Annotated in this window: 14 protein-coding genes; all 14 read right to left on the bottom strand. The window is 72.7% G+C overall.

Annotated elements, in window-relative coordinates; all coding sequences use genetic code 11:
* Positions 1 to 57: 57 nt before the first annotated feature.
* A complete protein-coding gene (locus ABD644_RS15925; protein WP_344689936.1) occupies positions 58 to 930 on the bottom strand; it encodes a F0F1 ATP synthase subunit delta in 873 nt (290 codons plus the stop codon).
* Positions 930 to 1,481: a F0F1 ATP synthase subunit B gene (locus ABD644_RS15930; protein WP_344689937.1), complete on the bottom strand. Its 552-nt coding sequence runs from the start codon at positions 1,479 to 1,481 to the stop codon at positions 930 to 932. Before ABD644_RS15930 ends, ABD644_RS15925 begins: the two co-directional genes overlap by 1 nt.
* 53 nt (positions 1,482 to 1,534) lie before the next feature.
* The gene (gene atpE, locus ABD644_RS15935; protein WP_014742489.1) at positions 1,535 to 1,762 is read right to left on the bottom strand and encodes an ATP synthase F0 subunit C; all 228 of its coding nucleotides are present in this window, start codon (positions 1,760 to 1,762) and stop codon (positions 1,535 to 1,537) included.
* Positions 1,763 to 1,852: 90 nt separating this feature from the next.
* A complete protein-coding gene (gene atpB / locus ABD644_RS15940; RefSeq protein WP_344689938.1) occupies positions 1,853 to 2,677 on the bottom strand; it encodes a F0F1 ATP synthase subunit A in 825 nt (274 codons plus the stop codon).
* Positions 2,674 to 3,012: an AtpZ/AtpI family protein gene (locus ABD644_RS15945; RefSeq protein ID WP_344689941.1), complete on the bottom strand. Its 339-nt coding sequence runs from the start codon at positions 3,010 to 3,012 to the stop codon at positions 2,674 to 2,676. The genes atpB and ABD644_RS15945 overlap by 4 nt, the downstream gene beginning before the upstream one ends.
* A gap of 16 nt (positions 3,013 to 3,028) precedes the next feature.
* Positions 3,029 to 3,514 (bottom strand): Cg1360 family ATP-synthase-associated protein, encoded by a 486-nt coding sequence (locus ABD644_RS15950; RefSeq protein WP_344689943.1) that lies wholly within the window; start codon positions 3,512 to 3,514, stop codon positions 3,029 to 3,031.
* Positions 3,511 to 4,776, bottom strand: a complete 1,266-nt coding sequence (locus ABD644_RS15955; RefSeq protein ID WP_344689944.1) for a glycosyltransferase family 4 protein — start codon at positions 4,774 to 4,776, stop codon at positions 3,511 to 3,513. Before ABD644_RS15955 ends, ABD644_RS15950 begins: the two co-directional genes overlap by 4 nt.
* 13 nt (positions 4,777 to 4,789) lie before the next feature.
* Positions 4,790 to 6,085 (bottom strand): serine hydroxymethyltransferase, encoded by a 1,296-nt coding sequence (locus tag ABD644_RS15960; protein WP_344689945.1) that lies wholly within the window; start codon positions 6,083 to 6,085, stop codon positions 4,790 to 4,792.
* Between the two features lie 177 nt (positions 6,086 to 6,262).
* Positions 6,263 to 6,904 (bottom strand): L-threonylcarbamoyladenylate synthase, encoded by a 642-nt coding sequence (locus ABD644_RS15965; RefSeq protein ID WP_344689946.1) that lies wholly within the window; start codon positions 6,902 to 6,904, stop codon positions 6,263 to 6,265.
* A gap of 13 nt (positions 6,905 to 6,917) precedes the next feature.
* The gene (prmC, locus tag ABD644_RS15970) at positions 6,918 to 7,775 is read right to left on the bottom strand and encodes a peptide chain release factor N(5)-glutamine methyltransferase (RefSeq protein ID WP_344690010.1); all 858 of its coding nucleotides are present in this window, start codon (positions 7,773 to 7,775) and stop codon (positions 6,918 to 6,920) included.
* The gene (gene prfA, locus ABD644_RS15975) at positions 7,772 to 8,836 is read right to left on the bottom strand and encodes a peptide chain release factor 1 (protein WP_344689947.1); all 1,065 of its coding nucleotides are present in this window, start codon (positions 8,834 to 8,836) and stop codon (positions 7,772 to 7,774) included. Before prfA ends, prmC begins: the two co-directional genes overlap by 4 nt.
* 84 nt (positions 8,837 to 8,920) lie before the next feature.
* The gene (rpmE, locus tag ABD644_RS15980) at positions 8,921 to 9,151 is read right to left on the bottom strand and encodes a 50S ribosomal protein L31 (RefSeq protein WP_344689948.1); all 231 of its coding nucleotides are present in this window, start codon (positions 9,149 to 9,151) and stop codon (positions 8,921 to 8,923) included.
* A gap of 132 nt (positions 9,152 to 9,283) precedes the next feature.
* A complete protein-coding gene (rho, locus tag ABD644_RS15985; RefSeq protein ID WP_425547449.1) occupies positions 9,284 to 11,401 on the bottom strand; it encodes a transcription termination factor Rho in 2,118 nt (705 codons plus the stop codon).
* A 241-nt stretch (positions 11,402 to 11,642) separates the two neighbouring features.
* Positions 11,643 to 12,545, bottom strand: a complete 903-nt coding sequence (thrB, locus tag ABD644_RS15990) for a homoserine kinase (protein WP_344689949.1) — start codon at positions 12,543 to 12,545, stop codon at positions 11,643 to 11,645.
* Positions 12,546 to 12,547 lie beyond the last annotated feature (2 nt).

Genomic DNA, 12,547 nt, shown 5'->3' on the forward strand with positions numbered 1-12,547 from the left:
GTCCTCTTCCCTGCGGGGCTTGTGGGGTCTGGGGGCTCGGGCTGGTCAGCCGACGTGTCAGCCGACGAGACGTCGGCCGGCGGCTTCCAGCCGGTGGGCGATGCTGCCGTCGATGACCTCGTCGCCCACCTGGACGACCAGTCCACCGAGCACGCCCGGGTCGACGGTCACCTGCAGGCCGATGGTCCGGCCGTAGATCCGGCCGAGCACCTCGGTCAGCCGCTGTTCCTGCGCGGCGGTGAGGGGCACGGCGGTCGTGACACGCGCCACCGACTGACCGCGGCGGCGGCTGGCCACCTCGGACAGCCGCTCGATCGCGTTCTCGGCGTGGCCGGCGTGCGGGCCGGTCAGCACGTTGCGGACCAGCTGCGCGGTGACGGGACTGACCTTGCGGGACAGCAGGCTGTCCAGCAGGGCCGACTTCCCCTCGGCCGAGGCCGAACGGTCGCTGAGGATGCGGGCCAGCGCCCGGTCCCCGCCGACGATGCGGCCGAACCGGAAGAGCTCGTCCTCGACGCTCTCGAGCTCGCCACGGGCGTCCGCGGCGTCCAGCGCCGCCTCGATGCCCAGCGCCATGAACGCCTCGACGAGGTCCGGGGGCCTCGACCACCGCTGCCGCGTCACCGTCTCGACGAGGTCGAGCGCGGCCGGCGACAAGCGCGAGGCGAAGAGCCGGTTCGCCAGCCCGGCGCGCTCGTCGGGCTTCCCGGCCGGGTCCGACAGGGACCGGCGCAGCGAGATCTGCCCGTCGAGCAGCCGCGCGACGGCGAACAGCTCGTCGGCGACGGCGGCCAGCTCGTCGGGCGTGGTCGCCCGGGGCTGGCCCGTGAGCCGGTCCTTCGTCCGCTCGAGCAGGCCGGAGGGACCACGGGTGAGCTCGGCCAGGCGCTCGCGCACCCGGACCAGCGACTCCCGGCTGGATGCCTCCATCAGCGGCTGCTCCGCCCGTCGGGGCTGCCGGCAGCCATGCCGTCGAGCTGGGCGAGGAAGCGGTCGACGGTGCCGCTGCGCCGGGCGTCGTCGGCCAGGGACTCCCCGACCACGCGACCGGCGAGGTCGACGGCCAGCGTGCCGATCTGACCCCGCAGCTCGTTGACCACCTGCTGGCGCGCGGTGGTCAGCTGCTCCTCACCGCGCGCGACGATCCGAGCCGACTCCTCCTGGGCCTGGGTGCGCAGCTCCTCGAGGATCTGCTGCCCCTCGGCCCGGGCCTGGTCGCGGATCTGCGCCGCCTCGTTCCGTGCCTCGGCCAGCTGTGCCTTGTACTGCTCCAGCGCAGCCTTGGCCTCGGCCTGCATCGCCTCGGCCCGCTCGATGCCGCCCTCGATCGCTTGGCGGCGGGCCTGGAAGACCTGCTCGAAGCGCGGGGCGACGAACTTGAACATCACGAACAGGACGATCGCGAAGGCGATCAACCCGATGATGATCTCGCCCACGGGCGGAAGGAGCGGGTTAGCGCTCTCCGCAGCGAGAATGCTCATGCTCTCAGTGTCCCTGTCTGGAGTCGGTGACCGTACTCAGGAGGAGGTACGGGTCAGGTGCCGAAGACGAAGGGGACGACGAAGCCGATCAGGGCCAGCGCTTCGGAGAGCGCGAAGCCGAGGAACGCGTAGGTACGGGTGAGACCGGCGGACTCGGGCTGCCGGGCGGTGGCCTGGATGTAGGCCGCCCAGACGATGCCGACACCGATGCCGGGGCCGATCGCGGCGAGGCCGTAGCCGACCGAGCCGATGCTGCCGGTCAGTTCTGCCAGAACGTCCATTGCGGGGTGTTCCTCCTCTGTCGTCGCCCGGCGGGTGCCGGGCGGCTGGCGGGGTGGTGCGGGGTGGTGCAGTTCAGGGGGTGGTCGGCGTCAGTGCTCGGCCTCGATCGACCCGTTGAGGTAGGTCCCCATCAGGACGGTGAAGACGTAGGCCTGCAGGAAGATGACCAACAGTTCGAAGAAGGTCATGACGATGGCCATCAGCGCCGAGATGGGCCCGAAGACCATCGAGAAGTTGCCGACCTGGAACAGGTAGACCGCGCCCAGGGCGAACACGACCAGCAGCATGTGGCCGGCGAACATGTTCGCGAAGAGTCGGACGGCGAGGGTGAACGGCCGCACGACGAAGTTCTGCAGGATCTCGATCGGCGTCACCAGGATGTACATGGGCTTGGGGACGCCGGGCAGGAAGAGGATGTCCTTGAAGTACTTCCCGGCCCCCTGCTCGCGGATCCCGATGTAGATGTAGAGCACCCAGCAGATCGCGGCGAGGACCAGCGGGAACGCGAACTTCGACATCGGCGAGATCTGGGCGAACGGCACGATCGCCATCAGGTTGTTCGCGAGGATGAAGAAGAAGAGCGAGGCCAGGAAGGGCGCGAACGGCAACCCCCTGGGGCCGACGACGTCCCGCGCGATGCCGTCGCGGACCAGCGAGTAGCCCGATTCCCCGACGAACTGCAGCTTGCCGGGCACGATCTGCGGGTTGCGCACGGTGGCGATCAGGAAGGCGACCACCGCCAGGGTGGCCACCCAGAGGATCAGCGTGATCCGGGTGATCTCGAAGTCGATGCCGAGCAGAGAGAAGCTCGCGATCACCTCGGGGTAGAACTCGCCGAGACCGGGGGCCTGGAAGCCGTCGCCGGATCCATCGACAGCGAGCACGCTGCCGAGCCCGTGGGCGCTGGAGGTCACCGTTGTCCCTTCTGCGTCTGCCCTGCTCCCCGTGGCCGGCTCCGTCGTCCGCCCGGGGTCGTGCCTGTGGGCCGCCGACCCGGCACCGGGGCCGCGGCTCCGTACCGGGCGACCACCAGGTAGATGGCCACCCCCATGCCGAGGATGATGCCGACCGGGAAGAACACCCGCGTGTCCCACCACTGGTCGAGCAGCCATCCGGCCCCGCCCCACACGGCCATCCCGGAGATCAGGGTGCCGATGACCGCGTAACCGGTCTCGGCACCGCTGCCCTGCCGGGCCGGACGTGCGGGTCGAGGTCGAGCGTCCCCGCGAGCAGGGCTGTCCTCGGCCATCGGCCCGGACACTATCTCAGCCGCGCGGTCCGGGCTTTTCCGGGTCCGGACGAGCCGCCCCGACGTCGGCACGTGGAGGCGCCGGGGGCTGCACGTAGTAGAGCTGCCGGGTCCACACCCAACGCAGCTGGATGCCGCTCCAGAGCAGAGCCCCGCCGATCACCGCCCACGCCAGCGTCAGTCGGTCGAGCCAGCCCTCCTCGGGCAGCGCGTCCAGGATCGCGAACAGCACCAGCGCCTTGACGAAGAACGCGCCGAGGGCCGCCGGCAGCGTGAAGGCGTCGTTGATCCGGCCCGCCCAGGCCACGACCACACCCGAGACGACGAAGAACGCCGTCACCAGGGCGGCTCCCACCAGGACGCCCACCGCGTCCGACCAGCCACCGATCACGCCGGTCACGCCGGCTCCCACGCCCGCGGCCACGGCGGTGACGGCCGCCCCCACCCACAAGAACGAAAGATCCCAGCCGGGATCGGTCGAGTGGCTGCTCTGCGCGGTCATCGGACGGGCTCCTTGGCGCCAGGGGCGGGAGGCGACGGCACCTGGTCGCCGGCCCGACCCGGCTGGGGGACGGCGGAGTCCGACCGCACGGCCCGGGCTGTCGGATGGTCGGCCCGGCTCTTCTCGCGCTGCGCGACGAGTTCGGCGGCCCGGGCCTCGCGGGCGGCGCGACGGGCACGCGGGCCGAGGACGACGACGATCCCGACGACGAGCAGCACCGCGATGGCGACCAGGAGCTCCGCCGTCCCTCCGCTGATCGACAGCGCGACCGCGCCGAACGAGAGCAGCGCCGCCCAGAAGTACATGACCAGCACCGCCCGGCGGTGCGAGTGACCGATGGACAGCAGCCGGTGGTGCAGGTGCATCTTGTCCGGCGAGAACGGCGACTGGCCGCGCAGGCTGCGCCGGATCACCGCCATGACCAGGTCGACGAACGGGATGAACAGGATCGCGATCGGCACCAGGAGAGGCAGGGTGAGCGGCAGCAGGCTGGCCGCGGAGTCGAACGTCTGCGGGTCGACGCCTCCGGTCGCCGTGACCGCCGCCGCGGAGAGCATGAGCCCGACCAGCATCGACCCGGAGTCGCCCATGAAGATCCGCGCCGGGCTGAAGTTGTGCGGCAGGAAGCCCAGACAGGCACCGGCCAGCACCGCGGTGATCAGCGCGGGTGCGCTGGCGACCTGGTCGTAGCCGACCAGGCCGAGGTTGTAGCTGTAGGCGAAGAAGGCCAGCGCGGCGATCGCCGAGACGCCGGCAGCCAACCCGTCGAGCCCGTCGATGAAGTTCAGCGCGTTGACCGTCAGGACGGTCAGCAGGATCGTCATCGGGACCCCGAGCTGGGGGCCGAGGGAGATGGTCCCGATGTCGGCCACCGGCAGGAACAGGAAGGCCAACTGGACGCCGAGCAGCACCATGACGCCGGCGGCCGCGATCTGCCCGGTCAGCTTGGTCAGGGCATCGAGGCCCCACTTGTCGTCCAGGACGCCGAGCAGGCAGATCAGCCCGCCGGCGACCAGGACGGCGTAGGTCTGCGAGTCGTCGAACGTGCGCTGCAGGGCCGGCAGCCGGGAGGCCACCAGCACCGCCGCGGCGACGCCGAGGTACATGGCCACGCCGCCGCCCCGCGGGGTCGGGATCACGTGCACGTCCCGCTCCCGGGGCGCCGCCATCATCCGCAGCCTGGTGGCGACCATCCGCACCACCGGCGTGGTCAGGAAGGTGACCAGCGCGGCGGTGAGGAGGACGACGGCGTACTCGCGCACGGGGGCTCGGCGATCAGCCGGCGTGGTGCGGCTCGGGGTACGCGGGGTGCGCGCCGACCAGGTCGCGGACACCCGCGGCGACCTCCGCCGTCCGGCTGCCCGAGGAGTCGCGGATCGCGGTGCCGATCAGCGAGGCGATCTCCTTCATGTCCGACTCGGTCATGCCCTGGGTGGTGACGGCGGGGCTGCCGACCCGGATACCGGACGCGATGGACGCCGGCTGGGGGTCGAAGGGGATCGCGTTCTTGTTCAGCACGATGCCGGCGGCGTCGCAGCGGGCCTCGGCGACCGTGCCCGTGACGACCTCGCCGGTGTCGTCGCGGACCTCACGGAGGTCCAGCAGCGCGAGGTGGGTGTCGGTGCCCCCGGCCACCGGGCGCAGGCCCTCGGCGGCCAGGCCCTCGGTGAGCGCCTGGGCGTTGGTGATGACCTGGCGGGCGTAGGTCTGGTACTCCGGCTGCAGGCACTCCTTGAGGTTGACCGCCTTGGCCGCGACCGCGTGCATGAGCGGGCCGCCCTGCATCATCGGGAACGCCGCCTTGTCGATGGCCTTGGCGTGCTCCTCCTTGCAGACGATCGCGCCGCCGCGCGGGCCCCGCAGCACCTTGTGGGTGGTGAAGGTCACCACGTCGGCGTAGGGCACCGGGCTCGGGATCGCCTTGCCGGCCACCAGGCCGATGAAGTGCGCCGCGTCGACCATGAGGATCGCGCCGACCTCGTCGGCGATCTCCCGGAACGCCGCGAAGTCGATCAGCCGCGGGATGGCCGAGCCGCCGCAGACGATCAGCTTGGGCCGGTGCTGACGGGCGAGGTCGCGGACCTGGTCGTAGTCGATGTGCTCGGTCTTCTCGTCGACGCCGTACTGCACGGCGTCGAACCACTTGCCCGAGAAGGACACCTTCGTGCCATGGGTCAGGTGGCCGCCGTGCGGCAGCGCCATGCCCAGCAGCGTGTCGCCCGGCTTGAGGAAGGCGCCGTAGGCGGCCAGGTTCGCGCTGGCGCCCGAGTGCGGCTGGAGGTTGGCGTGGTCGGCGCCGAACAGCTCCTTGGCCCGCTCGATGCCGATCGACTCGGCGCGGTCGACGACCTCGCACCCGCCGTAGTACCGCCGGCCGGGATACCCCTCGGCGTACTTGTTCGACAGCGTGCTGCCCAGGGCGGCGAGCACGGCGGGGCTGGTGAAGTTCTCGCTGGCGATCAGCTGGAGGCCGCTGCGCAGCCGGGCCAGCTCGTCGAGGACGACGTCGGCGATGTCGGGATCGAAGGCGGCCAGGGCGTCGAAGTCCGGGCCCCAGTAGGGGGTGCTCATCTCAGGCGCACTCCTGATGAGTCGGTACGGGCGCCCGCAGGGCCCGGGCTCGGGCGACGCGGCGGTCACACCACGGTATCTCTATGACCCCGCGGTCCTCCGGACCACATCGCTTTTCCGGCCCCGTCTCGGGCACCGCCCTGAGCTTGCGAAGGGTGGGGAGGACGGGGTCCTTCGTCAGTCCGTGAGCTCCGGCACGACCTTCCTCAGCTCGTCGACGCCGATCGCTCCGACGCGGAGGACGCGGGGCGTAGGGGCGGTGCAGTCGACGATGGTGCTGGCCGCCGAGCCGTCGCGGGCGCCCCCGTCCAGGACGACCGCGGCATGGGCGCCGAGCTGCTCCATCGCCTGCTGGGCCGTGGTCGCGGCGGGGCGACCGGACCGGTTGGCGCTGGAGACCGCCAGCGGGCCGGTGCGTCGCAGCAGGTCGCGGGCGAGGTCGTCGTCGGGCAGCCGGACGGCGACGGTGCCCTCGGCGTCGCCGAGGTCCCAGGCCAGGGACGGCGCGTGCTCGAGGACGAGGGTCAGCCCACCCGGCCAGAACTCCTGGGCCAGCCGGTTGGCGACCGAGGGCAGGTTCACCACCAGCCCGGCCAGCGTCGACGCCTCCCCGATCAACACCGGCACCGGCATCGCGCGCCCCCGGTTCTTGGCCGCGAGCAGGCCGGTGACGGCCGCGGGGGTGAAGGCGTCGGCGGCCACCCCGTACACCGTGTCGGTGGGCAGCAGCACCAGCTCGCCGCGCCCGATCGCCGCCGCGGCGGCCTCCAGGCCTGCGGTGCGGGCGTCGGGGTCGGAGCAGTCGTAGAGGTCGGCCACGACAGAGAAGTCTCTAGGACGCCCGGCGGGCGGTGGTGAACCGGGGGCGGCCGGCGAGATCGCGGTGGTCGGCGACGTCGGTGAAGCCGCCGTGGGCGCGGACCAGCGCGGGCAGGGACTCGCCCTGCTGGTCGGCGTGCTCGATGCCGAGCCAGCCCCCGGGCACGAGCAGCCGGGCGGCGGTCACGAGCAGACCGCGCACGACGTCGAGGCCGTCCGGCCCGCCCCACAGCGCCAGCGGCGGGTCGTGGTCGGCGACCTCCTGCGGCACCCGGGCGTCGTCGGGCACGTACGGCGGATTGGAGACGACGACGTCGACGATGCCGTCGAGGTCGCGCAGCAGACCCGGGTCGGTCATGTCCCCGGAGACCACCTCGAGCGGGGTGTCCCCCGCCGCCGCGCGCAGCCCCGCGTTGTGCCGGGTCCACTCGATCGCGCCGGGGTCCCGCTCGACGGCGGTGACGCGCGCGCCCGGGTGCTCGTGCGCGATGGACAGGGCCAGCGCGCCGGAGCCGGCACCGAGGTCGACCACGACCGGGCCCTCCAGGCCCGACAGCCGCTCGAGGACCCACCCGGCGAGCAGCTCGGTCTCCGGCCGCGGCACGAACACGCCGGGGCCGACGGCCAGCTCGAGCTGGCGGAACGGCGCGCGGCCGGTGAGGTGCTGGAGCGGCACCCGGTCGGCGCGCTGGTCGACCAGGGCGGTGAAGCGGCGGGCGGCCCCGTCGTCGACGTCGTCGGCGGTGATCAGGCCGGCGCGCGAGAGGCCGAGGACGTGACCGAGCAGCAGTTCGGCGTCCACGCGGGGCGACTCGACGCCGGCGTCGGCGAGACGACGAGCGGCCTCGCCCAGCAGCGTCCGGACGTTCAGGAGCCGGCCGCCAGCAGCTCGGCGGTGTGCGCCGCGCTGAGCGCGTCGATCACCGCGTCGAGGTCGCCGTCGACGACCTGGTCGAGGTTGTAGGCCTTGTAGCCGACCCGGTGGTCGGAGATCCGGTTCTCCGGGAAGTTGTAGGTGCGCACCCGCTCGCTGCGGTCGACCGTGCGCACCTGACTGCGCCGCTGGTCGCTCGCGGTCGCCGCGGCCTCCTCGCGGGCGGCGGCCAGCAGCCGCGACCGCAGCACCCGCAGGGCGGACTCACGGTTCTGCAGCTGGCTCTTCTCGTTCTGCGAGCTGACCACGATGCCGGAGGGCAGGTGGGTGATGCGGACGGCGGAGTCGGTGGTGTTCACGCTCTGCCCGCCCGGGCCCGAGGACCGGAAGACGTCGATGCGCAGGTCGTTCGGGTCGACCGTGACGTCGACCTCCTCGGCCTCGGGCAGTACCAGCACACCGGCCGCCGAGGTGTGGATCCGCCCCTGGCTCTCGGTGGCCGGCACCCGCTGCACGCGGTGCACGCCGCCCTCGAACTTCAGCCGGGACCAGATGCCCTCGTCCGTGCGCGACTTGATCGCCACGGCGACGTCCTTGTACCCGCCGAGCTCGGCGTCCACGGCGTCGAGCACCTCGGTGGACCACCCACGACGTTCGGCGTACCGCAGGTACATGCGCAGGAGGTCGCCGGCGAACAGCGCGGACTCCGCGCCGCCCTCCCCCGCCTTGATCTCGAGGATGACGTCCTTGTCGTCGTCGGGGTCCTTGGGCAGCAGCTGCTCGCGCAGGCGATCGGTCAGCTCCTCGATGCGCCGCTCGAGGGCGGTCGCCTCGGCGCCGAAGGAGGCGTCCTCCTCGGCCAGCTCCCGGGCGGCGGCGAGGTTCCCGCGCGCCTCGTCGAGGGCCCGGGCGGTCTCGACCAGCGGGGCGAGCTGCGCGTACCGGCGGCCGAGCCGCCGCGCGCGCGACTGGTCGGCGTGCACGGCCGGGTCGGCCAGCTCCTGCTCGAGCGAGGCGTGCTCGGCGAGCAGGCCGGACAGCCGGTCGGGGCTGCTCATCGGAGGACACCTCTCACGGATGCGGGCGGACATGCGAACGGCGCCCGCCCCACCGCGAGGTGGGAGCGGGCGCCGTCGGCCGTGCTACTTGTCGGCTGCGGTACCGGCGGTCCGCTTGCCGAACCGCTTCTCGAAGCGGGCGACGCGGCCACCGGTGTCCAGGATCTTCTGCTTGCCCGTGTAGAAGGGGTGGCAGGCCGAGCAGACCTCGACGGTCAGCTGACCGGTCGTGGACGTGCTGCGGGTGGTGAAGGTGTTGCCGCAGCCACAGGTCACGGTGGTGACGTTGTAGGCCGGGTGGATGTCGGGCTTCATATCGCCTCTTCTGCGGAAGTCTCTGTGGTTCACGTCGTCGAACGCCGGCGGCCGGCCGATGATTCCGGCCGCACAGCGGGGCTCGGTCGACCAGTCTCCCAGACGGGGAGACCGGCCGACTCCACCGGGTTCCTACTCCTGGCCGGGGCCCAGAGTCGTCTTCTGGATCTGCATCAGGAACTCGATGTTGTTGCGAGTCTTCTTCAGCTTGTCCAGCAGCAGCTCGAGGGCCTGCTGCGGCTCGAGGGCCGCCAGCACCCGGCGGAGCTTGATCACGATGGCCAGCTCGTCGGGCGACATGAGGATCTCCTCCTTGCGCGTGCCCGACGCGTTGACGTCGACCGCCGGGAAGACCCGCTTGTCCGCCAGCCGGCGGTCCAGCTTGATCTCGGCGTTACCGGTGCCCTTGAACTCCTCGAAGATGACCGTGTCCATCGTGGAGCCGGTCTCGACCAGCGCCGAGGCGATGATCGTCAGCGAGCCGCCGTTCTCGATGTTGCGGGCCGCGCCGAGGAAGCGCTTGGGCGGGTAGAGCGCCGTGGAGTCGACACCACCGGAGAGGATGCGCCCGCTGGCGGGGGCCGCCAGGTTGTAGGCACGGCCCAGCCGGGTGATCGAGTCCAGCAGGACGACGACGTCGTGGCCCATCTCGACCAGGCGCTTGGCCCGCTCGATCGACAGCTCCGCGACCGTGGTGTGGTCCGACGGCGGCCGGTCGAAGGTGGAGGCGATGACCTCGCCCTTCACCGAGCGCTGCATGTCGGTGACCTCTTCGGGCCGCTCGTCGACGAGCACGACCATCAGGTGGCACTCGGGGTTGTTCGTCGTGATCGCGTTCGCGATCGACTGCAGCACCATCGTCTTGCCGGCCTTCGGCGGGCTGACGATCAGGGCGCGCTGCCCCTTGCCGATCGGCATGACCAGGTCCATGACACGGGTGGTCAGCAGGTGCGGCTCGGTCTCCAGCCGCAGCCGCTCCTGCGGGTAGAGCGGGGTCAGCTTGGTGAAGTCGGGCCGGTGCTTGGCCTGCTCGGGGTCGAGCCCGTTGACCGTGTCCAGCCGGACCAGCGCGTTGTACTTGTCCTTGCGCTCGCCCTCGCGGGGCTGGCGGACGGCGCCGGTGATGGCGTCACCGCGGCGCAGGCCGTAGCGGCGCACCTGCGACAGCGACACGTAGACGTCGTTCGGCCCGGTGAGGTAGCCCGACGTGCGGACGAACGCGTAGTTCTCGAGCACGTCGAGGATGCCGGCGACGGGCAGCAGGACGTCGTCCTCGCTGACGGTCGGCTCGCCCTGGTCGAAGCGCTCGCGGCCACCGCCGGCGTTGCCGCCACGACGGTTGCGGTCGCGGTAGCGCCGCCCCCGACGGCCGCGGCCGCCCTCGAAGTCGTCGTCGTCCTCGTCGTTGGGGTTCGGGCCCCGGCCACCGCCGTCAGCCCGGTTGTCGTTGCGGCCACCGCCGTCGCGGTTGCTGCCGCCACGCTCGGTGCGGTCCGGACCGCGGTTGCCGCCGTCGGCCCGGTTGTCGCTGCGGCCGCCGCCGTCGCGGCCGCTGCCGCCGTCGCGGTTGCCGGCACCGTCACGGTTGCTGCCGCCACGGTTGTCGTCGCGGTCGCCACGGTTGCGGCCGCCGCGGTCGCGGTTGCGCTGCCCCCGGTCGCCGTCGGTGCGCTGGTCACCGTCGGTGCGCTGGTCGTCCTCGGCGGGAGCGGAGGTCTCGGCGGGAGCCGAGGTCGAGATCTCGGGGCGGGTCTCGGTCGAGGCACCCGTCGAGGGGGTCTCGGCGTCGACGACCGGGGCGCCGGCCGGACGGCTCGCGCCACGGCGGGTGCGGACCGGACGGCCCTCGGTGACGACCGGGGCCTCGGTGACGACGGGGGGCCCGGTGACGGCGGAGGGCTCGGTGACGGCGGAGCCCCCGACAGGGCCCTCGACCGCACCGTTCAGCGGCCCGCTGTTGGCGCCGCCGGTGATCGGCGCCTCGAGGGGCGCCGCGGTCGCGGGGGCAGCGCTCTCGGCGCCGCCCACCTGGCGCGCGGAGATGGCGGCGACGAGGTCGCCCTTGCGCATCCGGCCGGTGCCGGAGATGCCCAGTTCGGCCGCGAGACGCTGCAGCTCGGGCAGCAGCATCCCGGACAGGCCGTTGCCGCGGCGGCGGGGGCTGCCCGTCGTCCCAGAAGCGGCAGGCGCCTCGGTCGAACCGGCGGCATCCTGCGCGCCGGTCGCGACGAGGTCGGTGGTTTCGCTCACGTACAGGTCCTTCCCTGCTGTGACCTGCGCGTTCCAGCGCAGGGGGTCCCCGGTCCCTGTCGGTCCGGCCGGGGGCGGGAACGCACAAGGATCAGGTGGAAAAGATGCGAGGCGGATCAGCGGCGAAGAGAGATCGTCTGCTTCGGCCCCGCGCGAGGCTCGCCCTCGTGGGCGGCTACGCCGTGAGCCTAGACGCAGCTCACGGACTGGACAACACCGGTTGGTACCGGTGTGTTCCTCGTTACGAAGACGATACCTGAACCGTCCCGTGCAGCACTCGCGCCCCGGAGGAATCGACCTCCAGCGGCAGCACCGACCACCCCTCCGGGGTGAGCTCGCTCACCGCCGCGGCGTCGTCGGATCGGGTCGCGAGCACCAGCAGGCTCGGCCCCGCGCCGGACACGACGGCCGCGAACCCGGCGTCGCGCAGCCGGTCCATCAGCGCGAGGGACGCCGGCATGGCCGACGCGCGCTGCCGCTGGTGCAGCCGGTCGTCGGTGGCCTCGAGGAGCATCCGCGGCTCGGTGGTGAGCGCGTGCACGAGCAGGCCGGTGCGGGCGGCGTTGTGCGCGGCGTCGGCGTGCGGCACGACGTCGGGCAGGAGTCCGCGGGCGACGTGGGTCGCGAGGGTGGCCTCGGGCACCAGGACCACGGGCCGGACGTCGGGGTCGACCTCGAGCCGGACGGCCCGCGCGCCGGTCGCCTCCGTCCACGACAGGGTGGCGCCGCCGAGCAGGCAGGCGGCGACGTTGTCGGGGTGGCCCTCGAGCTCGCTGGCCAGCCGGAGCACGGCGGCGTCGTCGCGGATCTCGACGTCGGGACACAGGGCCCACGCCCCGACGACTCCGGCGACGACGGCCGCGGCCGAGCTGCCCATCCCCCGCCCCTGCGGGATCCCGTTCTCCGTCACCAGCCGCAGCCCGGGCGGCGTCCAGCCGAGTTCGGCGCACGCCGCCCGGAAGGCCCGCACGACCAGGTGCGATTCGTCGGTGGGCAGCTCGCCGGCGCCCACCCCGGAGACCTCGACCTCGAGCCCCGCGGGCAGGACGGAGAAGTCCAGGACGTCGTACCGGCCCAGCGCGAGGCCCGCGCAGTCGAACGCGGGGCCGAGGTTGGCGCTGGTCGCCGGGACCCGCACGCGCACGG

It is taken from the genome of Blastococcus jejuensis (assembly GCF_039534705.1).
Classification (GTDB): Bacteria; Actinomycetota; Actinomycetes; order Mycobacteriales; family Geodermatophilaceae; genus Blastococcus_B; species Blastococcus_B jejuensis.